We start from the raw sequence: 22,439 nt of genomic DNA, 5'->3' as shown, positions 1-22,439 counted from the left end.
GAAGGATCACACCGCATGACTGCCGCACCCCAGCCTCCCGCGACCGCCGCCCTGCGTGAGGCCCGTGTCCCCGCCGACGGCATGTACGAGGGCCGCCGTACCCTGCGCCGCCTGCCCGAAGGCTGGCGGGAACACCCTTACGAGCTCCTCGATGTCGTGCCCCAGGGCCGCCTCATCGGCGCCGAGATCCGCGGCGTCGACCTCGCCCGCCCCCTGACGCCCGCCCTGCGCGACGAGTTGAACCGGGCGCTGCTGGAGTGGAAGGTGCTCTTCTTCCGCGGCGCCCACATCACCTCTGAGCAGCAGCGCGCGTTCGCCCTCAACTGGGGTGACCTGGAGACCAATCCGCTGCTCGCGAGCGGCTCCGCCGACGACGTCGTCCGCTTCGACAAGGGCGGCAGCGCCGTCCCCACGTACGAGAACGTCTGGCACGCCGACGTCACCTTCCGCGAACGGCCCGCGCTGGGCGCCGTGTTGCAGCTGCGAGAGGTGCCGCCGTTCGGCGGCGACACGATGTGGGCGGACATGGCGGCCGCGTACGACAACCTTCCCGACACCGTGAAGGCGCGCATCGACGCCGCGCACGCCGTGCACGACTTCATCCCCGGCTTCGCCCGCTTCTACGGTGCCGACAAGCTCGCCCCGCTCCAGGACCGCTTCCCGCCCGTCACCCACCCCGTGGTGCGCACGCACCCGGAGACCGGGCGGCGGATGCTCTTCGTCAACACCTCTTTCACCACGCACATCGTCGGGATGGAGCGCGAGGAGAGCGACCGGCTCCTCGGCTATCTGGTGCGGCAGGCGCACGTGCCGGAGTACCAGGTGCGCTTCCACTGGCAGGCGGGCGACGTCGCGTTCTGGGACAACCGCGCCACGCAGCACTACGCCGTCGACGACTACGCCCCGCACCGCCGGGTGGCGGAGCGCGTCGCCATCGCGGGTGACCGGCCGTACTAGCGGGGCCCCTACCGGGTCGTCCTCAGAGGATCGACTCCCAGCGGATCTCGCCGTCCTGGACCACATCGGTGGCGGCGAGACCCGCTGCCCGCGCGACGGCGGCGGAAGCACCGTGGCCGGGGTGGACGTGTGCGACGACCGTGTGCACGCCCCGCGCCGCCAGCCAGGCCACCAGTCCACGGGCCGCCTCCGACGCGAGACCGCGGCCCTGCCACGGCGTCCCGACGACCCAGGCGATCTCCGCGGCCCCGTCCGCGCCGACGGTCGCCTGGACCGTCCCGACCAGGCACGGCCGGCCCTCCTCGCGCAGCCGCAGTACCCAGTTGCACCAGGACACACCGGGGTCCGGGGAGCCGGCGAGCATCCGGCGGTAGCGGGCGCGCAGCGCCTCGGCGTCGTCGGGGGCGCCGCCGATGAAGGCGTGCAGCTCCGGATCGCCGAGGACGACGGACATCTCATCCGCGTGCTCGACGCGCAGCGGGACGAGGTCGAGCCGGGCGGTGTGCGTCTCGGTGGGGATCATGGACGCATCATGCCCCGCGGCCGGCCTCGGCGCCGACGGGGCCCGGGGGCTCTTGACCGGCTGATCATGCGGCTCTTAGCCTCAGTCGATCCGCAACTCCGTCGCCGCTCCGTGCTGGGTCTGCCGAGGTCGTACTGATGACACATCCGCCTGCCGGCGCCCTCACCGGGCTCAGGGTGCTCGACCTGTCCCGGGTTCTCGCCGGGCCCTACTGCGCACAACTCCTCGCCGACCACGGCGCCGACGTCATCAAGGTGGAGCCGCCGGCCGGTGACGAGACGCGGGGCTGGGGTCCGCCGTTCGTCTCGCCGGACACCTCCGCGTACTACCAGAACCTCAACCGGGGCAAGAAGAACATCGTCGTGGACCTCTCGGTGCCACAGGGGCGGGACATCCTCGACACGCTGCTGTGCGAGACCGACGTGCTCGTCGAGAACTTCAAAGCCGGGACCCTCGCCAAGTGGGGTTACGCCGACGAGGAGTTGCGGCGCCGCTTCCCCGCCCTCGTCCACTGCCGCGTCACCGGCTTCGGCACGGACGGGCCGCTCGGCGGACAGCCGGGCTACGACGCGGTGCTCCAGGCGTACGGCGGACTGATGAGCGTGAACGGCGAAGCGGACGGGGAGCCGCTGCGGGTCGGCGTCCCGGTCGTCGACCAGGTCACCGGCATCTTCGCCTTCTCCGGCATCCTGCTCGCCCTGTACGAACGCCGGCGCTCCGGCCTCGGTCAACTCGTCGACTGCACCCTCCTGGACACCGCGATCAGCCTGCTCCATCCGCACTCCGCGTCGTGGCTCGCCGACGGCACGGTCCCGCGGCGCACCGGCTCCGCGCACCCCAGCATCGCCCCCTACGACTCGTTCGCCGCCTCCGACGGACCGCTCTTCGTAGCGGTCGGCAACGACCGGCAGTTCGCCGCGCTCACGGACGTCCTCGCGGTCCCGGAGCTGGCCGCGGACCCGCGCTTTCGTACCAATCCGGACCGCGTGCGCCACCGCCATGAGCTGCGCGCGCTCTTGGAGAAGGTGATCGGCGCCCGGCCCCGCGCGGAGCTCACCGCGCAGCTCACGGCCCGGGGCGTCCCCGCCTCGCCGGTGCACGACGTCGCCGAGGCGCTGACCGCACCGCAGGTGCGCCACCGGGGACTGGTCGTGGAGGAGGGCGGCTACCGCGGGCTCGCGTCGCCGGTCTCCCTGTCCCGCACGCCGGCCCGTGTACGCCCCGAGGTGCGGGGTGCGGGCGCGGACACGCGCGAGGTGCTGGCCTCCGGCGGCCTCGACGCGGCGGCGGTCGACGAGGCGGTCGGACGTGGGGTGGTGCGGGCTGCCGCAGAGGATCGCGACGACGTCTGACGGAGCCGATCCGGTGACGCCGCAGTCAGTCCGTGTCGACCCCCTGACGTGCAGCTCTTCCCGCACGTCGTCAGGCACAGACGCTCCGGCGAGCACACTACGGCCCCCGGTGTCGCCCGACACCGGGGGCCGCCCCGCGTCCCGGCCGCCTTCCCCCACGAAAGGTCACCGGGACTTCCCCTGAGTGTGGTTCAGGGCTTGGTCCGCTCAGAAGGTGAGTGCGGCACCCTCCCCGAGACCAGCCTTCATCTCACACCGATTCCCGAAGGTCTTGGACCAGTTGACGTGCTTGCCGTTCCATACGCCGGCGACGGTCACGGTGACCGGTCGCCACTCCTTGGTACACATGACGTCGGACGTGCCGCCGACCAGCTGGGCGAACTGGCCGCCGACCTTGTTGAGTTCGGCGCAGGCGGCCCCCGCCGCGGGGTGGGTGCCGACCGGGCGCGGCGCGCAGGTGAGGGTCACGGCGCGTTCGACCGTGACGGAGTCGGCGTCCTCGCCCTGGCCGACCGTGAGCACCAGGACGGACGGCGCGTAGAGGCTCTTCGTCTGCGTGGCCTCGGCGTGCGCGGTGCCTGCTGTCGCGGCGAGGACGCAGGTGGCCGCCGCGGCGGCTGCTCCCACGGCCTTGAGGGTGCGACGCATGGTGGACTCTCCTTCGATCGAGTTCGGTTGGTGACTGCGCTGAGGAGTCTTGCCGGTGCGGAGAGTGAATGCCATACGGATGGTCGATTTCCGGATGCGCCGGTCCGGTGAGCGGTGTCCGTACGAGCGTTCGGGCAGCTCACGAGCGGTGGGACCGGCCCCCCGGCCTCCGTCCAGTATGTGGACAACCGCCATTGGTATAACCAAGAACCATCCACTGAGCTGCGTGAACGCAAAATTGGTTTTAGCTTCGACGATCTGTATCGACTGGAAATCGCCGCTGAATCATCCGTCACTGTCCGTTTTGCGGCTGCTTCGGACCTTCCTGACGGTCTGGCAGATGCGGCTGATCGGTGGTCGCACCCTCGGTGCTGATGAGTACGAGGGTGGTCGCGGGCCCGAGGTCCAGCTCGGCGCGGTGCCGGGCCGCGCACGGGCCGGTGAGCGCCGCTCGGACACCCGCGAGCGCGGCCGCGCCGCACGGCCTTGACGAAACCCCCAGCTCCGCGAGGTCCCGTGCCGCCCTCGCGGTGTCGGCGTCGGAGACGGCAACCGCCGTGTCCAAGCCGTCGCGCAGCACGGGCCAGGCCAGGGCGGAGGGGGTCCGCAGTTGAGTCCGGCCATGGACGTGACGCCCGTCGGCGCGCTCGTGAGTCAGCGGCCGGCGCGCAGCCTCTCCAGGACGCAGGCGGCGCCCACCGGTTCCACCGACAGCAGGGCGGGAGGTCCGCTCTCGGGGTCGGGATCCGTCGCTCGCACGCCGCGATAGTGCGTGACGGCGGCCTGGCCAGCGACCCGACGCCCACCGGGACGGCGACCAGGGAGGGTGAGTGCACGCTCGCGGCGCGCAGTTGCGCGTCGACCTCGGCGAACAGGGTCGCGTACCCCTCGACGCTCTGCGCCGGGACCCCGCGTACCCCTCCCACGCCATGTCCTGGACGAGGATCGCGTCGGACGGCGCGGCGGCCTCCCGCGCCGCCCGGACCGCCGCGTCGTACGACCCTTCCGCGGCGGCGACCTCTGCGCCCTCGCCCTCGATGGCGGCCACCGCCCCGGCCGTGATTGCCGTCGGTGGCGGTCACCAGACACAGGCGACGCGTGGAAGTCACGGGCGTCCGCCGAAGGCCGGGCGCACTTCCAGGAGCGGGCTGCGGGCCGCGCGTACGAGGGGGGAGGGGAGGGGAATCCGGCCGCGGAGTCAGTCACACGATCGATCACGGGACCAGCGTGCGGCGCGGTCCCGCTCCGGTCCAGTGCGGTGACCGAGAGGGCCTTCTCGCAGCTTGCCGCCGCCGGTCAGCCCCTGGTGAACGCCAGGACCGCCGCGAGATTCATGGGCTGCCGTGTCGACACATAGACATACGGCGCGCCTCCCCAGGCGTCGCGCAACTCGATGCGCAGCGCGGTGGGGACGTAGGAGCGCAGGAGCAGCAGCGCGTACGGGTTCGCCCGGACGGTGCGCCACTCGAAGGCCTCCCGCTCGTCGAGGATCTCCGTCACGCCGAGTGCCTCGATGGGGATGGTGCGTTTGCCGACGACGAGATGGCCCGGTGTGACGAGAATGCGCACACGGCCGTGCATGTGCACCAGCGCGGCGGACACCGCGATCCCGGTCACCGCCACGGTCACCGCGGCGAGGAGCCCGAAGGGCATCGCCCCCACTCCGAGGCCGAGCCCGCCCAGCGCCACGAGGCCCCACCAGGAGCGGGGCACGCTCAGCCGCTCTTCGTAGATGTGCATGACCGCATATTGGCAGGCTCGCGAGGCCTCTACAGAGCGGGGGGTTCGTGTGGGGACGCGGTCCGTGTCCGCGCCAGCGCATGGGCCCGGTCGAGTGCCTCCGCGGCGTCGCAGGGCACGTCGGGGCGGACGCCCGTGCCCTCCCAGTTGGTGCCGGACACCGGGTTGACCGCCTTGCCCACCGGGATGGTCGTCTCCAGGTGGGGGTGGACCGTCCACCCCTCACAAGGGTGGGCTCCGCCGCGTGTCGTCTCCCCGACGATGACGGCGCGCCCCAACTGTTGCAGGTCGTAGGAGAGTTCCTCGGCGGCCGAGAAGGTGCGGGCGCTGGTCAGTATGTAGAGCGGTTTGCTGCCGCCGAAGCGCCGGCCCGGCACGTGCGCGGGGCTCCAGGACTGCTCGAGGCGGTCGCCGTCGCGCCAGTACATGGTGTTGAGATGCGTGCGTTCGTCGAGCAGATGCCCGCAGACGAACGCGACGGTGTCCGGGTCCCCGCCGGCGTTGGCCCGCAGATCGACGATGAGCGCGTCGGCCGGGGCGACCAGCGTGAGCGCGGCGGTCAGTGTCTCGGCGCACCAGTCCAGAGGGAAGAGCGCCGGGGTCAGTTCGAGGAGCGCGACGTTCCCGTCCAGCAACTCCGTCCGGGGCACGCCACCCAGCGACGTGTCCATCTTCGCGCGCATCATGGCCAGCGTCGCGGCACCCTGGTCCGTCGGCACGGGTCCGTCGTGGTGCTTGAGCCGCAGGTGCGGGTCGCCGTTGAGCGACTGGAGATCCGTGGTGACGAGGCGAGCGAGCTCGGCGGGTTCCTGGACGTCGTACGCGCCCTCGGTCAGCCGGCGCCGCAATAGGGCTGCCAGTTGGGCGGCGGTCTCGGGGAAAACGTAGTGGTCCAGCAGGAGTTGGGCGGTCTCGTCGACGATGTCGGCGGTTCTGAGGTGGTGCGTGGCGGTGGTCATGGCAGAGGAGTAGAGCAGCCCTCTTCCCAAAGCGTCAAGAAGATTGGACACTTGGTCCATGCCCGAGCACCGACAGGAGTCCCCACCGGACCCGGTCATCGAGATCGAGTCACCCGAGCAGCACGCCGCCCTGGCCCACCCCCTGCGGCAGCGCCTGCTCTTCTCGCTGGCCCATCGGCCCGCCACCATCAGCCAGTTGGCGGCGCGCCTGGACACCGGCAAGGGAAACGTCTCCCATCATCTGAAGGTCCTGCGCACCGCCGGACTGATCCACGTCGCCGAGACCCGCAAGGTCAGGGGCGGCACCGAGCAGTACTACCAGCGGGTGGCCCGGCGTATGGCCGTCGCGGCGCCACGGGCCGAGGGGACCGCCGCGATGCTCGGCGCCGTGGCGCAGGAACTGGCACGGTCGGAGCAGCCCACCCTGTCCCTGCGCCACCTGCGCCTGAGCCCCGAAAAGGCGCGCCGCCTCGCCGAGACGCTGGCCGCGCTGGTCGACGAGGCGGAGGAGGACGGGGACGAACAGCCGGTGCACGGTGTGCTGGTGGCGCTGTACGAACACACGGCGGGTGCGGCGGACACGTCTGCGTAAGGTGCTCCCATGTCCGCACTCACGACCACGCCCGGGCTCCAGCTCCTCCGCCCCGACCACGCCCCCGCGCTGCTCGCCTTCGAGCAGGCGAACCGCGCCTACTTCGCCGCGTCGGTCCCCGACCGGGGGGACGCCTACTTCCGGGACTTCGACGCCCGGCACCGCGCCCTCCTCGCCGAACAGGCCGAAGGCGCCTGCTACTTCCACGTGCTGGTGGCAGAGGCCGACGAGATACTCGGACGGGTCAACCTCGTCGACGTCGCGGACGGCGCCGCCGAGCTCGGCTACCGGATCGCGGAGAAGGCGGCGGGCCGGGGCCTCGCCACCCGGGCGGTCCGGCAGGTCTGCGACCTCGCCGTCACCGGGTACGGCCTGACGCGGCTGCGCGCCGCCACGACGCACGACAATCCGGGCTCACGGGCCGTGCTCCTGCGTACCGGCTTCGTGCCGGTCGGCGACGTCCGGCTGGACGGGGTCCCGGGGACCGGTTACGCCCTGACGCTCTGACGCCCGTTCCAGGAAGCGGAGGAGTTCGACGGGGAAGGGCAGGACGAGGGTGGAGTTCTTCTCGGCGGCGACGGCCACCACGGTCTGCAGGAGCCGCAGTTGGAGGGCGGCGGGCTCCTCGGCCATCTCGTGGGCGGCCTCGGCGAGTTTCTTGGAGGCCTGGAGTTCGGCGTCGGCGTTGATGACGCGGGCGCGGCGTTCGCGGTCGGCCTCGGCCTGGCGGGCCATGGAGCGCTTCATCGTCTCGGGCAGCGAGACGTCCTTGATCTCGACGCGGTCGATCTGTACGCCCCAGCCGATGGCCGGGGAGTCGATCATCAACTCCAGTCCCTGGTTGAGCTTTTCGCGGTTGGAGAGCAGGTCGTCCAGGTCGCTCTTGCCGATGATGGAGCGCAGCGAGGTCTGCGCCATCTGCGAGACCGCGAACCGGTAGTCCTCCACCTCCACGACCGCGCTGGAGGCGTCGACCACCTTGAAGTAGATGACGGCGTCCACCCGGACCGTGACGTTGTCGCGGGTGATGCCGTCCTGCGCGGGCACCGGCATCGTCACGATCTGCATGTTCACCTTGCGGAGCCGGTCGATGCCGGGAACCACCATGGTGAACCCGGGGCCGCGCACCGAGCCGGAGAGCCGGCCGAGGCGGAAGACCACACCGCGCTCGTACTGCTTGATCACGCGGGCCGCCGCCACCGCGTAGACCACGCAGCCCGAAGCGACCGCCGCGCCTGCCGTCAGCAGTTCCTGGACCATGGCACGACCCCCTGCCGTCCGAGCCCACCACTGCCTCAACGATATGCCCGTATATGTCCCCCGGTCGAGGGGCTGCCCGAAGAGCTTTCCGACCGGATCCGGAGGACATGTACGGGGTCTCGATCAGGACCGTCGGTCCGTGCGCGGCCGCGACTCGTGCAGCCGCGTGTGATAGCGGCCCTCCGCCTCGTACCCCGTGGGATCCTCACCGGCGAGGATCACCTGGCGCACGGCCTCGCGGCGCTCCTCGGGGCTGGTGAAGAGCCGCTGCGCGTACGTCCGCGAGGTGTCCGTCACGGTGGTGAGGCCGTGCGCGGCGAGGGTGTCGGCGATGCGCCGGTACGGCACGGTCCGCAGGACGAACGCGCTCACCCAGAGCGGCTGCCGCGCACAGCCGAGCAGGGCGTCGAAGGTACGCTCCGAGATGTAGCCGATACCGCCCGTGACCGTGATCAGACCGGTGCGGGCGACCGCACGCCGCAGCCCTTCGCTGGGCGGATGCCGCTCCAGGTTCTCGGCATACGCCTCGTCGAGCAGACCCGCGTCCAGCGCGTAGCGCGTGGCGTTCGCCGCCATGTCGAGACCGATCACCGGCGTGGCGTCGGGGCGCCGCCGCGAGGCGTAGAACTCCTTGTCGCGCTCGACGAGTTCGTGCGGCGTGAGCGCGGCGGCCTCCTCGGAGGTGTAGTGCGCGTACAGATCGGCGAGGGTGAGGTCGTGATTGAGCAGTGCCGCGTTGATGCCGTACGAGCAGCACACGTCCAGGACCGTCACCGGGCCGTCGGCGGCCTGCCGGGCCCGCAGGTCGCGCGTGCGGCGGAACACCGCCTGGGCGTGCTGCGGGATTTCGTACTCGTAGGGCGCCAGGGTGCGGAAGTAGGCGCGCGGGTCCGGCCGGTCGTAGATGTCGTCGAACCGCGTCTTGCCCGATGCGGTCGTCGTCCTGTGCCGCTCTGTGGCCATGGGGCACCTCCGGGAGAGAGGAACGGGTCTGGGGCAGACGTGCACCTCTACCCGACCCGTCCCAGCCCCCGATAGACCTCCTGGCGCTATCCGGCCACGGCACCGCCCCGGCGGGGACCCGCGCGGCCCTCGCCCTGACTACCCTGGAGCCGATGTTCTCCTCCCAGGGTCCCACGCTGCGTGAGCTGGCCGTTCAGGCGCTCTCGTCCACCGAGCACGGGTACGACCTGCTCGCCCCGAAGTTCGACCACACCCCCTTTCGTACGCCTGGCCGGTTCCTGACCGCCACAGCCGACGCCCTGCGCCCCCTCGGCCCCTTCGACGCGGGCCTCGACGTGTGCTGCGGCACCGGCGCCGGGGTCGGGACGCTGCTGCCGCTGTGCCGGGAGCGGGTGACCGGAGTGGACTTCAGCGAGGGGATGCTCGCCGCCGCGGCACGGTCGCTGCCCGAGCCGGGGACCGACGGCCCCGCCGTCGACTGGGTGCGCGCCGACGCGCGGGCCCTGCCCTTTCGCGGCGGCTACGACCTGGCCGTCAGCTTCGGGGCGTTCGGTCACTTCCTGCCCGCCGAGCGGCCCGGCCTGTTCGCGGGCGTCCACCGGGCGCTGCGCCCCGGCGGCGTCTTCGCGTTCCCGGTCGGCGCCCCGCAGTCCTTCGCCTCACCCTGGTACTGGGCGCTGCACGGCTTCGACGGCGCGATGCGGGTGCGCAACCTGCTGTGGCGTCCGAGGTTCGTCATGTACTACCGGACGTTTCCGCTCGGCGGGGTGCGCGAGGATCTCGCAGCGGCCGGCTTCGACGTGCGGCTGTCCCCCCTGGAGGAGTTCGGGCGGCGCGCCGACGGCAGTCCCCGCTGGCGGCTGGTGGTGGCCCGGAAGGCATAGGCGCCGGGTCCGGCTCAGGGCGCCTTGCCGTCGGCCGCCGCCTGCAGCGCGGCGACGTCCAGCTTCTTCATGCCGAGCATCGCCTGCATCGCGCGCTGGGACCGCTCGGGGTCCGGGTCGGTGATGAGCTCGCCGAGCACGACGGGTACGACCTGCCAGGACAGGCCGTACTTGTCCTTGAGCCACCCGCAGGGGCCCTCTTCGCCGCCCTCGGAGAGCTTCGTCCAGTAGTGGTCGACCTCCGCCTGGTCCGCGCAGTCGATCTGGAACGAGACGGCCTCGGTGAAGGTGAAGTCGGGGCCGCCGTTGATCGCCGTGTAAGGCTGGCCGTCGAGCTCGAAATCCACCGTCAGAACGGTACCGGCCGGACGCGGGGCGCCCTCTCCGTAGTACGAGACGTTCTTGATCTCGGAGTTCGGGAAGACCGAGACGTAGAACCTCGCGGCTTCCTCGCTCTGGAGGTCGAACCAGAGGTTGGGCGTGATCCTGGGCATGGTGCTCTCCTGTCACTGACGCGGCGGTCCTGTCCGCCCGCATGTCTTGCCTAGATGGACCGTCGCACCGCCCGGAACTCATCGCCACACGGCGGGCCGTCTGTGCCGCCCCGGTCAGCGGGGGTCGCGCACCTGCGGTTCGCGGTCGAGCACGATGCCGAAGCATCGCTCGTACGCCGCGAGCACCTCTGCCTGGGAGCCCAGCTCGGCGGTGTGCCGTTCGCCGTCGACGGTGGTGGTCAGCGTGCGGCCGCTGAGGGTGACCCGGCCCTCGTCGGTGAGCAGGGAGCAGACCAGGGAGCGGGTGAAGTGGGAGTCGGGCGAGGTGCGGTGGTACCAGGCACCGGCCTTGAAGTCGGCCAGGGCGCGCGGGCGCCGGTCGAGCAGGTACTGCCGCGTGCCGTCGCGGGCGACCTCCAGATCGCCCTCTGCGGTCTCGGTGAGGCGGAACGTCCCCTCCGGGTCCGCCTGCTCGCCCCGGTCGGCGAAGTCGAGCGGCAGCCGGGTGTGGCGGCCGAAGCCGACGTCCGCCAGGTGGTCGCCGCCGTCCGCGGTGCGCACGCGCAGCGCCAGGTGGTCGTAGGGAATGCCGGGTCGTCCCTCGTCGTCGTAGACGCGGGCCTGCAACAGCGTGACGTCGAAGCCGAGCGCGGTGAGCAGCGCGGCGAACGCGCCGTTGAGCTCATAGCAGAAGCCTCCCCGGTGCGCGTCCACGACCTTGGACACCAAAGCCTTGTCGGTGAGCTCGATGTCCTCACCGAGATGGATCGAGAGGTTCTCGAAGGGGACGCTGCGCAGATGCGCGGCGTGCAGGTCGTACAGCGCCGCGGTGGTGGGGGACGCGGGGCGTTCGGCGCCGATGCGCCGCAGGTAGGCGTCGAGCTGTTCGGTGTCCATGGACACCAGTGTGGTGGTCGACGCTGTCCCGGGACACGGACCCGGGACGGCGCCGGCACCGTTCATCGGTCGTAGGACTCCGGTAGGACGTGGCGGGTGAGACCTGTCGTCAGTGGCGGCCGTTCCTGGAGAGCGTGCAGGAGGCCTCGGCGGTCTTGTGCGGGTCGCTCACCGAACGGGCGGTGAGGGTGAGCCTGCCGTACCGGTGCGCCGAGGATTTCGCGGTGACGGCGACGTCCACGTCGACCGTGGAACCGGCCCTGGCGGTGGCGAGCTTGCTGGGCAGCCAGGCCGACCAGCCGCGGCCGGATGCCTCGGCGGAGAGCCGGTAGACGTCGGAGTCGAGGTAGCGGGCGGCGTCCTCGGGGTGGCCGCCCGGTGCTCCGGCCGACGCGCGCCCCGTGTTGGTCAGCGGGAAGGTGCAGGTGGCGCGGCTCTTGCCGGGGTCGCCCGTCGCCTCACCGCGGCCCAGCGCGGCGCCCCGGCGCTGCGGGCCCGCGCCGTCGAGGGACTTGACCGCGATGGTGTACGACAGCACGCCGGCGCGGCTGCGCCGGATGTCGGTGACGTAGAAGTGCAGACGGTTGGCGCGGTCGACGTACTCGTAGGAGCTGCCGGAGTCCGTTCCGGCGTGGAACAGCGCGTCGCTGAGCTGCCGGTAGTCGCCCATGGTGATCTTCTGCGAAGTGCCGTCGGGGCGGGTGAAGTCCACCATGTCGATGTCCTCGGGGTGCGCGTCGACCACCCAGGCGAAGGGGGCCCTGTCCGCGTTCTTCGTCTTGGTGATCAGCACTCCGTTGTCCGGGGTGAAGGAGTCCATGCCCATGCGGTCCACGACCTCGACGGTGTAGTTCTGGTAGCCGCCGCCGTCGCACAGCGGGTCCGTGGCGCGGTCGCAGGTGGGGGAGAGGTCGCGGGACATGGCGATGTTGACGCCGGACAGGCCGGTGGCGCCCGGCGGCGCGGAGCGCGCGGTGACCTCGGCGACGACCACACCGGAGTCCTTGAGCGCGTCACGGTCCAGGCGCAGCACGTTCTTCTCGTCCACGATGCCGAGCTTCAGCTTGTCGCGCAGGATGTGCTGGGAGCCCATCGAACCGCCCTCGGTGGCGGGGATCTTCCACCGGGTGTGCGGCCCGCCGGGGCCGTTGAAGGAGCCGCGCGACAGCATGCTCCAGATCCCGGTGTAGGAGCGGCTCAGAGGGGTGCCGTACGGGTTGTTGTAGTTGTCGCCGATGCCCAGGATGTGGCTGAGTTCGTGCGCGTACACCCCCATGCCGGAGCTCTCGGCCTGGGTGGAGGAGCCGGTGACGGCGTTGGGCCAGATCCTGGCCGCGGCCTGCCAGGACGTCCACGGCACATAGCGGGTGGCGGCGGAGTTGCCGCCGGCGGCGACGGGCGAGGGCGGGCCCCACGCGGCCGGCACCTGATCCTGCGAGCCGAACTTCATCTGGCCGAACTCCTGCCAGGTGGAGGACTCGTCCTGCCCCGCGGTGAGGAAGAAGACGAAGTCGTACTCGGCCGCCTTCTCCTCGCCGACCTCGGCGATCCAGGCGGCCTTGCCGTCGGCGCGGATGTCCTTGCCGCAGGTGGCCGCGAGCGGGCAGGCGCCGGGGTTCATGCCGGGCTCGACGCCGTACTGGAAGGACTTGAACGGCATGCGGTACACGCCGAAGGCCTTCAGGTCGACGCCGACGCGGCCGCCGGAGTCCTCCATCCAGTACTCGTTGATGGTGTGGCCGCGGTTCAGGGCGCCGGGCTTGTTGAGGAAGTCCTCGTAGAAGGTGGGCAGTCGGTCGCGCGGGACGCCGGAGGCGGTGGGCTGCGGGTTGCCGAAGACGGAGGATCCGGGCGGCCTGCTGAGGGTGAACTCCTCGTCGGGGTAGTCGAGGAGCACCAGCGCGCCCTTGAAGGTCCGCCGGGTGGGTTCGCGGCCGGGGTCGGCCCAGTCGGTGCCGGGCACGGAGCGGTACTCGCTCCAGGTCATGTCGTCGGGGTTGCGCCAGTTCTGCGGGTCGATGGGGCGGACCAGGGAGGGCCGGGTCAGGTCGGGCTCGTCGGGCCGGGCCTGGGCGGAGCCGACGGCGGTCGCCGCGAAGGCGGCGAGGGCGGCGGCGACCACGGTGGCGCGGTGGACCGGGGCGCGGTGGACTGGGGCGCGGCGTCGACGGGTGGCGGGCCCGCGGTCGGGGCGTCTGTGACGGAGGAACATGGCTCACCTCGTGCCTCTTGCCGGGACAAAGTGGACAAGTGCATGACAAGCCGTGCGAGGGTGCGCGAACTGCTGTTTCACGGTAGGCGGCCGGGAGCGACGGGAACAGAGTGCCTCGGTGGCGCTCCTGGGTGGCGTCCGGTGTCCCCGCGCGGGACGAAGCGGCTGGCTCCGGCGTACGAATCGGTCACGTGCAGCACGCCGCCTCGCAGGGGGCATCGTCGGTCCGTTGTATGCCGCTCGGCCCAAATGTCACGGACAGGGGTCTTCTCGGACAGGTCGCGATCTCTCGGGCGACGGAAACAGGCCACCGAGTCTTCATTGCGCCAGAACTTGTCGGTGTGGATGCGTGAACGATGCAGGTAAATGGGCGGTGGCTGCGGTCCGGGACAAGGGGAACCGAAAGTTCCGCGCCAATGATGCAGAAACCGTTGACACGTGACTGCACCCTGTGGCCTAGAAAGGGAGATCGGCTCTCCTCCCAGGGGATGACTCGTCGGGTGGCGCAGTACAGCGACCGTGGGCCGATAGTCCGGCTCGCAGGCGGACTTGCTCCCGCTTCTCGGCGGTGAGGATGGAGACCGATCCTGCTGGACCCGCTGACGTGCGCCGATCGCACCGGCAGAGGGTCGTCCACGCCTGCCGAACCCGACGGGAGTCCCTTTCGCCGTGGCTACGTTCCTGTACAAACTAGGTCGCTTCGCCTTCCGGCGGCGCCGCTATGTGGCGCTGCTGTGGGTGGTGGCGCTGGCGGGGGCGATCTTCGCCTCCGCGACAGCTCCCGCCCCGCCCGAAGACTCCTTCTCGATGCCGGGTACGGAGTCGCAGAAGGCCTTCGACCTGCTCGAGAAGCGCTTTCCCGACGCCAGCGCCGACGGAGCGAGCGCGCGCGTCGTGATCCGCGCCCCGAAGGGCGAGAAGATCAGCTCCGGCAAGCCCAAGGCCGAGGTCGAGAAGCTCGTCGCGGCGATAGGCAAGGGCCCGCAGGTGTCGAGCGTCGACGACCCCTACAAGGCCCGGACCGTCAGCAAGGACGGCACCACCGCGTACACCGCGGTCACCTACAAGGTCGCCGCCACCGAGCTGACCGACAAGGCGCGTGACGCGCTGACGGACGCCACCGACGCCACCCGCAAGGCGGGCTTCACGGTGGAGACCGGCGGCGACGCCGTCATGGCCGAACAGGAGATGGGCGGCAGCGCCGAACTCATCGGCATCGCCATCTCCGCGGTCGTCCTGATCCTCACCTTCGGCTCGCTGGTCGCCGCGGGCATGCCGCTGCTGACCGCGATCATCGGCGTCGGCATCGGCGTCTCCGGCATCGCGGCGCTCGGCAGCGTCCTGGACCTCTCCGCCACCACCTCCACGCTCGCGATGATGATCGGGCTCGCCGTCGGCATCGACTACGCGCTCTTCATCGTCTCCCGCTACCGGGCGGAGATAACCGAGGGCCGCGAACCGGAGGAAGCCGCAGGACGGGCCACCGGAACTGCGGGCTCCGCCGTGGTGTTCGCCGGACTCACCGTCGTCGTCGCCCTCTCGGGCCTCGCGATCGTCAACATCCCGATCCTCACCAAGATGGGCCTCGCCGCGGCGGGCACCGTCGTGATCGCCGTCCTGATCGCGCTCACCATGATCCCCGCGCTGCTCGGCTTCGCGGGCCGCAAGGTGCTGCGCCGCAAGGACCGCAAGAAGTCCGCGAGCGAGCTGGCCGACCCGAACGCCAAGCCGAGGCTCGGCACCCGCTGGGCGCGGTTCGTGCTGCGCCACCCGCTCGCCGTGCTCCTGGTCGCCGTCATCGGCCTCGGCACTGTGGCCGTCCCGGCCACCAGCCTGGAGCTCGGCCTGCCCGACGAGGGCACCTCGGCGCCGGACACGACCCAGCGCAAGGCCTACGACATGCTGTCGGAGTCCTTCGGCGCCGGCTTCAACGGCCCGCTGATGGTCACCGTCACCAAGGACTCCGGAGCCGCGGAAGCCGCCAAGACCGTCGGCGAGTCCATCGGGAAGATCGACGGCGTCGTCAACGTGAGCCCGGCGCAGGCCAACAAGGCGGGCAACACCGCCATCATGAACGTCGTCCCGAAGACCGGGCCGAGCGACCACGAGACCGAGGAACTGGTCAAGTCGATCCGCTCGACCGCCGACGGCATCGGCACCGCCACCGGCTCCGAGGTTCTGGTCACCGGCCAGACCGCGATGACCATCGACTTCTCGCAGACCCTGGACGACGCGCTCCTGCCCTACCTCGGACTGGTCGTCGGCCTCGCGTTCCTGCTCCTGATGCTGGTCTTCCGCTCCGTCCTCGTCCCGCTCAAGGCGGCGCTCGGCTTCCTGCTCTCGGTGGCCGCCGCGCTCGGCGCCGTGGTCGCGGTCTTCCAGTGGGGCTGGCTCGCGGACATCGTGGGCGTCGACCAGCCGGGCCCCATCATGTCGATGATGCCGATCTTCATGATCGGCGTGGTCTTCGGCCTGGCGATGGACTACGAGGTCTTCCTCGTGACCCGGATGCGCGAGGCGTACGTCCACGGGGCGCGCCCCGGCGAGTCGGTCGTGACCGGCTTCACCCACGGCGGACGGGTCGTGGCGGCGGCCGCGATCATCATGATCAGCGTCTTCTCCGGCTTCATCATGGAGAACGACGACATGATCAAGATGATGGGCTTCGGCCTGGCCATCGCCGTCCTCTTCGACGCCTTCGTCGTCCGCATGGCGATCGTGCCCGCGGTCCTCGCCCTGCTCGGCAAGTCGGCCTGGTGGCTGCCGCGCTGGCTGGACCGGCTCCTGCCCAACGTGGACGTGGAGGGCGAGCAGCTGCACAAGAACCTCGGCGACACGGGTGCGCCCGAGGCCGAGACCGACCGGGAGCTCGCTCCGGTCGGCCGGTAGGACACCACCGGCCGCACACGGGCGGGCCGGTCGGAACACCCCTCCGCGGGGACCGTTCCGACCGGCCCGCCCGGCCTGTTTCCCGGCGTCGAAGCCGCGGTGCGCGTCAGCCGCGGTTCTCGTCACCCGCGATCCGCGTAGACCATCCACACCTGGCCCGGAGCGAACGGCATCGGCGCCCCACCCGCGCGGGTGAAGGTGGTGCCCGCGGTGGCCGTGGGACGGTTCCAGCGTGTCGCGTAGCTCCTGCCGTCGCGCAGCACCAGGGCCCGGCCGCTCCCGACGGTCTCGATGTACGGCGTCACCGCGCCCTTGAAGTCCTTGAACCGCGACGGACGCATGTGCACGTACTGAACGACGATCGTGGGCGCGCCGAGCCGCGTCCCCGACGTGCTGCGGGCCGGCGTGCCGTCGAACGACACGAGCCAGCGGTGCTGACCCGGCGACCAGCGGAAGGAGTGACGGGCGGCGGGGTACCGGACGGTCCGGGCCGCCGTGGGCGTGCCACCGGCCGGCGCGGGACCGAAGCGGAACCCGATGTCGGCCGGCGGGTCGGTCCGCGGCACCGAGCGCAGCAGCGCCTGCGGGCGGAGGAAGAGGTCGTGCGGGGCGGGCCGGCCGCTCCGGCGGAAGTAGGCGCCCGGGAAGCGGCCCTGCGGGCGGGCGTACAGCGGCGCGTCCCTGAGCTTCTTCTGCAGCGCGGTGCGCACCCCGGAGTAGGCGAGGACCGGCCGGCCGAACTGGCGCAGCAGCTCGACGTCGGACTCGCGGGCGCTGCGCACCGGGCCGATCTCCGGCGGCACCTTGCTGGAGTAGACGCCCATGAGACGGCTCATACCGCCCTCGACCCTCTCCACGTAGACGATGTCCGCCCGGTCGAGACCCGTGTGTGGGCGGGCCGCCCGGGCGTTGTCGAACTTGACCGCCACGACCGGCCCCTGGCGTGCCGTCAAACCGGTGAAGGGCGAGGGGCTGCGGGGCGCGGGGGAGTCCTCACGAGCGGGGGCGCTCGCGTAGGCGGAGGCGCCCGCGGCGAACGCCGCCGTGACGACGAGCGCGAGCACGCGGGTACCGAGCCGGGTGCGACGGGCGTCCCGGACTTTTGTCGCTGCCATTGAGGCGTCTCCTTCGTGGCGAAGCCGGTCGGGCCGCCTCGTGGCCGCCCTGGTGGCAGCCGCAGACCTACCTCCCCGGGCCATGGCCTCAATCGCGGCTGGGGCCATCCACCCGCGTGACGTCACTCTTTCCGGGGCAGCCCCGCGTGGCTCCGCGGCCGGTGCGTGCGCCGGACCGAGCGGAGTGGGCGGGATCGGCGCGGGTAGGCTGGGACTTCGTCCTGGTCCGTTCCGGCCGCGTGCTGCGGATTCTTTACAAGTGCAGAGGTGTGGCGAGCGAATGAAGCGATCTGTTCAGCGGTGGAAGGTGCCGGGCCCGGGGCCGGGCAAACGGCTGGCCGCCGCCCTCGACCTGGTGGGCCCCGCTCGCGGCGGGGCCGTGACACGGGCGCTCCGTACGGTGGTCGAGCACGACGCCGTATGGCTGGGCGCCGCCACGGCACTGGGTCTCTCGGGGGACAGGAGCGCCCGCAGGGCTGCCCTGCGGGGGCTCGGATCGGTGGCGATCGTCACAGCTGTGAACCATGCGGTGGCCAAGCCCGCGGCCCGCAGCGCCCGCCCCGTCCTGGACGGCCTGCCCGCGCTGTTCCCTCGCCCCCGCACCGCCTCGCTGCCCGCCAGCCCGATAGCCACGGCAACCGCCTTCACCTCGGCGGTCGTCATGGAGTCGCCCCGGCACGGCCTGGGCGTCCTGCCGTTCGCGGCCGGTCTCGCCTACGCGCGCGGCCAGAAGGGCCTCGACCACCGCGGCCGCACGGCCGCCGGAGCCCTCATCGGAGTGGGGGCCGCGCTGCTCACCTGCCGCTGGTGGCCCGTGAAGCCCGCGGCGGCGGCCGCGGGCGCTCCGCCGCGCCGGCCGGCCCCCGCGCTCAAGGACGGCCAGGGCCTGCACGTGGTCGTCAACCCGTCCTCCGGCGTCGCCTGGAGCAGGGACACCGCCGACACCCTGCGCACCCTGCTCCCCGAAGCGTCGATCACGGTCTTCGAACCCGGCGACGATCTGGTGGCCCTCCTGGAAGCGGCCGCGCAGCGCGCCGTCGCGGACGGCGGGGCGCTGGGGGTGTGCGGCGGCGACGGCACGGTCAACGCGGGCAGCGTCACGGCGGCACGGCACCAGGTCCCCCTCGCCGTCTTCCCCGGCGGCACCTTCAACCACTTCGCCGTGGACCTCGGCAACGTGACGCTGGAAGACGTCACCCGCGCCATCGGGTCCGGCGACGCCGTCACCTCCGACGTGGGACGCGCCTCCGCCTATCAGCAGCCCGGCGCCGCCACCGGCGGCACACAGGAGGCGCCGACCCGCGAGCTGGAGGCCCGCGGCGAACAGCAGCTCTTCCTCAACACGTTCAGCATCGGCGTCTACTCGGACCTGGTCCATGCCCGGGAGCGGCTCGAGAAGCGCATCGGCAAGTGGCCCGCGCTCGTCATCGGCCTCGCCAAGGTTCTGGCGACGGGCGCCCCGCTCTCCGTGGTGATCAACGGCCGGCCGCGCCGCATCTGGCTGCTCTTCGCGGGCAACGGCATCTACCACCCGGCGGGCTTCGCCCCGACCTACCGCACCCAGCTCGACGACGGGCTCCTCGACGTCCGCGCCGTGGAGGCCGGCACTCCGCTGGCCCGCACCCGGCTGCTCCTCGCCGTCCTGACCGGAACCCTGCACAACTCCCGTGTCCTGACGACCGCCCAGGTGCGCCGGCTCGAGCTGGAAGTCGTGGAGGGCGACCCGCACCTCGCCTACGACGGCGAGGTGACCGACACCACGTACCAGCGGCTCGTGCTCGACAAGCTCCCCAAGGCCCTCACCCTCTACCGGCCCGCCGACCAGGACCAGTGGCTCCGCTGACCCACCCGCCACACGGCCGCTGATCAGGGGCGTACGCGGTGGTACACGCGCTCGCGTGTGCCACCGCCGCAACCCGTGCGCAAGTTGTCAGCAGATCAGTTGCGCACTAATGTCGCCACGCCTTGGTGAACGGGAAATCCGGTGTGATGCCGGTGCGGCCCTCGCCACTGTGATCGGGAAGTCCGGCTCCAGCCCTCGCGGCAGCCACTGGGTGCGCACGCACCCGGGAAGGCGGAGTCCGGTCGGTACGACCCGTCAGCCAGGAGACCGGCCAAGGCGCGTTGTCCATCCACGAGGTGCTGGAGAGGGTCTGCCGAGCCATGCACATAGCCGAGGGTTTCCTCCCACCGGCGCACGCGATCGCCTGGGGCGTAGCGTCCGCGCCGTTCGTCGTCCACGGAGTCCGCTCCCTGACCCGTGAAGTCAAGGAACACCCGGAGAGCACGCTGCTCCTCGGCGCCTCCGGGGCCTTCACGTTCGTCCTGTCCGCACTGAAGATCCCGTCCGTCACGGGCAGTTGCTCGCACCCGACGGGAACCGGGCTCGGAGCGATCCTGTTCCGGCCGCCCATCATGACGGTGCTGGGCACCATCACCCTGCTCTTCCAGGCCCTGCTGCTCGCCCACGGCGGGCTCACCACCCTGGGCGCCAACGCCTTCTCGATGGCGATCGTCGGCCCCTGGGCCGGATACGCGGTCTACCGGCTCCTCAAGCGGTTCGACGTCCCGCTCATGGTCGCCGTGTTCTTCGGTGCGTTCGTCGCCGACCTGTCCACGTACTGCGTCACCAGTGTTCAGCTGGCGCTCGCGTTCCCCGACCCCAGCAGCGGATTCCTCGGGGCTCTGGGCAAGTTCGGCGGAATCTTCGCCGTCACGCAGATCCCGCTGGCGATCAGCGAGGGACTGCTCACCGTCCTGGTGATGCGGCTGCTCGTGCAGTCCAGCAGGGGCGAGCTCACCCGGCTCGGCGTGCTGATGCAGCGCAAGAGCACGCCGGACGTGACGACGACCAAGACGGAGACGGGGGCCAGCGCCCGATGAGCCGGAACGCGAAAATCAACATCCTGCTGCTCGTGGTGGTCGCCGCGCTCGCGGTGCTGCCCGTGGCGCTCGGGCTCGGCGACGACGAGAAGGAGCCGTTCGCCGGCGCCGACGCGCAGGCCGAGACCGCGATCACCGAGATCAAGCCGGACTACAAGCCGTGGTTCTCGCCACTGTACGAACCCCCCTCCGGGGAGATCGAGTCGGCGCTCTTCGCCCTGCAGGCGGCCATGGGCGCCGGTGTCCTCGCCTACTACTTCGGGCTGCGCAAGGGACGCCGCCAGGGCGCGGAGCAGACGGTGGCGCAGGAGGCGGACGCGGAGCGGTCCACCGGTGCCGCGGCCGGCACCCCGGCCGGCCAGGAGGCCGGCCGGTCCGGGGCCGGGCAGGTCTGACCCGGCGTGCTGCCCATCGACGCGGCGGCGCACAGCAGTCGCTGGCGCCGCCGGCACCCCGTGGACAAGGCCGTGCTCGGGCTCGGCCTCACCGTCCTGGCCATCTCGCTGCCGCCCTGGCCGGGCGCCGCGCTGGTGCTGACCGCGGCGCTCGTCCTGCTGCTCGGACCCGCGGGCGTGCCGCCCCGCAAACTGTGGCGTGCCTACCGCGTGCCGCTCGGCTTCTGCGTCACCGGCGCCCTCACGCTGCTCGTCCAACTCGGCGGCCCCGAGGGCTTCGTGACGCTCGCCGACGGAGGCCCGGCGCGCGCGGGCGGCCTCCTCCTGCGGACCTCCGCGGCCTCGCTCGGCGTGCTGCTGTTCGCGTTCACCACACCGATGTCGGACCTGCTGCCCCGGCTGGTGAAGGCCGGTGTGCCCGCACCCGTCGTGGACGTGGCGCTCGTCACGTACCGCATGAGCTTCCTGCTCCTGGACTCCATGAGCCGCATCCGGCAGGCGCAGGCCGCCCGCCTCGGCCACACCACCCGCGCCGCCACCTGGCGCTCCCTCGCCTCGCTCGGCGCCACCGCCTTCGTGCAGGCCTTCGACCGGGCCGGCCGGCTGCACGCCGGGCTCGCCGGACGCGGCTACGACGGCACGCTGCGGGTCCTCGTCCCCGACGCCCGGATCTCCCGGCCCTTCGTGGCGGCCGGAGGCGTCCTCCTCGTGGGCCTGGTGGCCCTCACCCTCGTACTGGAAAGGTTCCTGCCATGACCGAGCCGAGGGCTCTTCGCGAGCCGGGCGCCCGCGGCGGGCCGGGACAGCCCCTGGTCGCCCTGCGCGACGCGTCCTACGCGTACGAGGACGGGCCCACCGTGCTCAGCGGACTGGACTTCGACGTCGTCGAGGGCCGCGCCCTCGCGCTGCTCGGCCGCAACGGCAGCGGCAAGACGACCCTCATGCGCCTGCTCAGCGGCGGACTGCGCCCCGCCGCGGGCGGGTTGACGGTCGACGGCGTCCCCGTGACGTACGACCGCAAGGGTCTGACCCGGCTGCGCACCACCGTCCAGCTGGTCGTGCAGGACCCCGATGACCAGCTCTTCGCCGCATCGGTCGAGCAGGACGTGTCGTTCGGCCCGCTCAACCTCGGCCTGTCCGACACCGAGGTCCGGGCCAGGGTGGCCGAGGCGCTCGCTGCCCTCGACATCGTGGCCCTCGCCGACCGGCCCACCCATCTGCTCTCCTACGGCCAGCGCAAACGGACCGCCATCGCCGGCGCCGTGGCGATGCGGCCCCGCGTCCTCGTCCTCGACGAGCCGACCGCGGGACTCGACCCCGACGGCCAGGAACGCCTCCTCGTCACCCTGCAGCGGCTGCGGGACGCCGGGACCACCGTGGTGATGGCGACCCATGACGTCGATCTGGCCCTGCGCTGGGCCGACGACGCGGCGCTGCTGACACCCGCCGGGGTGCGGACCGGCCCGGTCGCCGAGATGCTCGGCCGACGGGACCTGCTGGCGCAGGCCGGGCTGCACCTGCCGTGGGGCATCGCCGTCGGGGAGCTGCTGCGGACGCACGGCCTGCCGACCGGGGCGGGCGACGGGCCGCGCACGGCTGAGGAGTTGGCCGCGCTCGTGGGGGCGGCGGTCCGGGGCACGCCGACGGGCCGGGCGGCCGAAAGCTGAGCCCGGCCG

The 22,439-nt window shown here is 71.9% G+C and carries 22 protein-coding genes, 1 pseudogene and 1 riboswitch; of the genes and pseudogenes, 12 read left to right on the top strand and 11 right to left on the bottom strand.

Features of this window, described 5'->3' with window-relative positions:
* Window positions 1-81 precede the first annotated feature (81 nt).
* Window positions 82-957, top strand: a complete 876-nt coding sequence (locus tag ACZ6B8_RS17105; protein WP_471607918.1) for a TauD/TfdA dioxygenase family protein — start codon at window positions 82-84, stop codon at window positions 955-957.
* A gap of 22 nt (window positions 958-979) precedes the next feature.
* On the opposite strand, the gene ACZ6B8_RS17100 is transcribed toward ACZ6B8_RS17105, so the two are convergent.
* Window positions 980-1,480 carry a GNAT family N-acetyltransferase gene (locus ACZ6B8_RS17100; protein WP_471083498.1) on the bottom strand — a complete coding sequence of 167 codons (501 nt, stop codon included), beginning with the start codon at window positions 1,478-1,480 and terminating at the stop codon, window positions 980-982.
* 137 nt (window positions 1,481-1,617) lie between these two features.
* Here ACZ6B8_RS17100 and ACZ6B8_RS17095 point away from each other — a divergent pair, with 137 nt between their 5' ends.
* Window positions 1,618-2,832: a CaiB/BaiF CoA transferase family protein gene (locus ACZ6B8_RS17095; RefSeq protein ID WP_471607698.1), complete on the top strand. Its 1,215-nt coding sequence runs from the start codon at window positions 1,618-1,620 to the stop codon at window positions 2,830-2,832.
* 207 nt (window positions 2,833-3,039) lie between these two features.
* Here ACZ6B8_RS17095 and ACZ6B8_RS17090 read toward each other — a convergent pair whose 3' ends face one another.
* Window positions 3,040-3,480, bottom strand: coding sequence for a subtilase-type protease inhibitor (locus ACZ6B8_RS17090; RefSeq protein WP_471607697.1), 441 nt, complete (start codon window positions 3,478-3,480; stop codon window positions 3,040-3,042).
* A gap of 226 nt (window positions 3,481-3,706) precedes the next feature.
* On the opposite strand from ACZ6B8_RS17090, the gene ACZ6B8_RS17085 reads away from it, so the two are divergent.
* Window positions 3,707-3,970 carry a hypothetical protein gene (locus ACZ6B8_RS17085; RefSeq protein ID WP_471083968.1) on the top strand — a complete coding sequence of 88 codons (264 nt, stop codon included), beginning with the start codon at window positions 3,707-3,709 and terminating at the stop codon, window positions 3,968-3,970.
* 12 nt (window positions 3,971-3,982) lie between these two features.
* Here ACZ6B8_RS17085 and ACZ6B8_RS17080 read toward each other — a convergent pair.
* From ACZ6B8_RS17080 to ACZ6B8_RS17070, 3 genes and pseudogenes are all read right to left on the bottom strand, one after another.
* Window positions 3,983-4,090 (bottom strand): annotated as a pseudogene (locus tag ACZ6B8_RS17080) (pyridoxal-phosphate dependent enzyme); the annotation flags it as partial.
* A gap of 686 nt (window positions 4,091-4,776) precedes the next feature.
* Window positions 4,777-5,220, bottom strand: coding sequence for a DUF3093 domain-containing protein (locus ACZ6B8_RS17075; RefSeq protein ID WP_471083507.1), 444 nt, complete (start codon window positions 5,218-5,220; stop codon window positions 4,777-4,779).
* 29 nt (window positions 5,221-5,249) lie between these two features.
* Entirely contained in the window at window positions 5,250-6,179 is a 930-nt protein-coding gene (locus tag ACZ6B8_RS17070; protein WP_471607696.1) for a S41 family peptidase, read from the bottom strand.
* A gap of 58 nt (window positions 6,180-6,237) precedes the next feature.
* Here ACZ6B8_RS17070 and ACZ6B8_RS17065 point away from each other — a divergent pair, with 58 nt between their 5' ends.
* Window positions 6,238-6,771 (top strand): ArsR/SmtB family transcription factor, encoded by a 534-nt coding sequence (locus ACZ6B8_RS17065; RefSeq protein ID WP_471083513.1) that lies wholly within the window; start codon window positions 6,238-6,240, stop codon window positions 6,769-6,771.
* 9 nt (window positions 6,772-6,780) lie between these two features.
* Window positions 6,781-7,278: a GNAT family N-acetyltransferase gene (locus tag ACZ6B8_RS17060; RefSeq protein ID WP_471607695.1), complete on the top strand. Its 498-nt coding sequence runs from the start codon at window positions 6,781-6,783 to the stop codon at window positions 7,276-7,278.
* On the opposite strand, the gene ACZ6B8_RS17055 is transcribed toward ACZ6B8_RS17060, so the two are convergent.
* Window positions 7,186-8,031, bottom strand: a complete 846-nt coding sequence (locus ACZ6B8_RS17055; protein ID WP_471083519.1) for a slipin family protein — start codon at window positions 8,029-8,031, stop codon at window positions 7,186-7,188. The two genes, ACZ6B8_RS17060 and ACZ6B8_RS17055, sit on opposite strands and share 93 nt — an antisense overlap.
* 123 nt (window positions 8,032-8,154) lie before the next feature.
* Complete coding sequence (locus ACZ6B8_RS17050) at window positions 8,155-8,994, bottom strand: hypothetical protein (protein WP_471607694.1); 840 nt, start codon at window positions 8,992-8,994, stop codon at window positions 8,155-8,157.
* A gap of 152 nt (window positions 8,995-9,146) precedes the next feature.
* Between ACZ6B8_RS17050 and ACZ6B8_RS17045 the strand changes: the two genes are divergently transcribed.
* On the top strand, window positions 9,147-9,878 hold the full coding sequence (locus ACZ6B8_RS17045) for a class I SAM-dependent methyltransferase (protein WP_471607693.1): 732 nt from the start codon (window positions 9,147-9,149) through the stop codon (window positions 9,876-9,878).
* A 14-nt stretch (window positions 9,879-9,892) separates the two neighbouring features.
* On the opposite strand, the gene ACZ6B8_RS17040 is transcribed toward ACZ6B8_RS17045, so the two are convergent.
* The 3 genes from ACZ6B8_RS17040 to ACZ6B8_RS17030 form a co-directional block, all read right to left on the bottom strand.
* Window positions 9,893-10,372 carry a VOC family protein gene (locus ACZ6B8_RS17040; protein WP_471607692.1) on the bottom strand — a complete coding sequence of 160 codons (480 nt, stop codon included), beginning with the start codon at window positions 10,370-10,372 and terminating at the stop codon, window positions 9,893-9,895.
* A gap of 114 nt (window positions 10,373-10,486) precedes the next feature.
* Window positions 10,487-11,269, bottom strand: coding sequence for an arylamine N-acetyltransferase family protein (locus ACZ6B8_RS17035; RefSeq protein ID WP_471607691.1), 783 nt, complete (start codon window positions 11,267-11,269; stop codon window positions 10,487-10,489).
* A gap of 109 nt (window positions 11,270-11,378) precedes the next feature.
* On the bottom strand, window positions 11,379-13,481 hold the full coding sequence (locus tag ACZ6B8_RS17030) for a M6 family metalloprotease domain-containing protein (protein WP_471607690.1): 2,103 nt from the start codon (window positions 13,479-13,481) through the stop codon (window positions 11,379-11,381).
* A gap of 669 nt (window positions 13,482-14,150) precedes the next feature.
* Here ACZ6B8_RS17030 and ACZ6B8_RS17025 point away from each other — a divergent pair.
* Window positions 14,151-16,370, top strand: coding sequence for an MMPL family transporter (locus tag ACZ6B8_RS17025; RefSeq protein WP_471083537.1), 2,220 nt, complete (start codon window positions 14,151-14,153; stop codon window positions 16,368-16,370).
* Between the two features lie 122 nt (window positions 16,371-16,492).
* Here ACZ6B8_RS17025 and ACZ6B8_RS17020 read toward each other — a convergent pair whose 3' ends face one another.
* The gene (locus ACZ6B8_RS17020; RefSeq protein WP_471607689.1) at window positions 16,493-17,485 is read right to left on the bottom strand and encodes a DUF3048 domain-containing protein; all 993 of its coding nucleotides are present in this window, start codon (window positions 17,483-17,485) and stop codon (window positions 16,493-16,495) included.
* Window positions 17,486-17,765: 280 nt separating this feature from the next.
* On the opposite strand from ACZ6B8_RS17020, the gene ACZ6B8_RS17015 reads away from it, so the two are divergent.
* From ACZ6B8_RS17015 to ACZ6B8_RS16995, 5 genes are all read left to right on the top strand, one after another.
* Complete coding sequence (locus tag ACZ6B8_RS17015) at window positions 17,766-19,328, top strand: diacylglycerol/lipid kinase family protein (protein ID WP_471607688.1); 1,563 nt, start codon at window positions 17,766-17,768, stop codon at window positions 19,326-19,328.
* A gap of 106 nt (window positions 19,329-19,434) precedes the next feature.
* Window positions 19,435-19,618, top strand: a riboswitch (cobalamin riboswitch).
* A gap of 30 nt (window positions 19,619-19,648) precedes the next feature.
* Window positions 19,649-20,368: an energy-coupling factor ABC transporter permease gene (locus tag ACZ6B8_RS17010; protein WP_471083545.1), complete on the top strand. Its 720-nt coding sequence runs from the start codon at window positions 19,649-19,651 to the stop codon at window positions 20,366-20,368.
* On the top strand, window positions 20,365-20,763 hold the full coding sequence (locus ACZ6B8_RS17005) for an energy-coupling factor ABC transporter substrate-binding protein (RefSeq protein ID WP_471083548.1): 399 nt from the start codon (window positions 20,365-20,367) through the stop codon (window positions 20,761-20,763). The genes ACZ6B8_RS17010 and ACZ6B8_RS17005 overlap by 4 nt, the downstream gene beginning before the upstream one ends.
* Window positions 20,764-20,769: 6 nt before the next feature.
* Window positions 20,770-21,519: a cobalt ECF transporter T component CbiQ gene (cbiQ, locus tag ACZ6B8_RS17000; RefSeq protein WP_471083551.1), complete on the top strand. Its 750-nt coding sequence runs from the start codon at window positions 20,770-20,772 to the stop codon at window positions 21,517-21,519.
* The gene (locus ACZ6B8_RS16995; RefSeq protein ID WP_471083554.1) at window positions 21,516-22,430 is read left to right on the top strand and encodes an energy-coupling factor ABC transporter ATP-binding protein; all 915 of its coding nucleotides are present in this window, start codon (window positions 21,516-21,518) and stop codon (window positions 22,428-22,430) included. The genes cbiQ and ACZ6B8_RS16995 overlap by 4 nt, the downstream gene beginning before the upstream one ends.
* The last annotated feature ends 9 nt before the right edge of the window (window positions 22,431-22,439 follow it).

It is taken from the genome of Streptomyces sp. NPDC041122 (assembly GCF_055592445.1).
The sequence above is the reverse complement of the archived record's forward strand: the minus strand, read 5'-3'. Positions and strand labels throughout refer to the sequence as shown.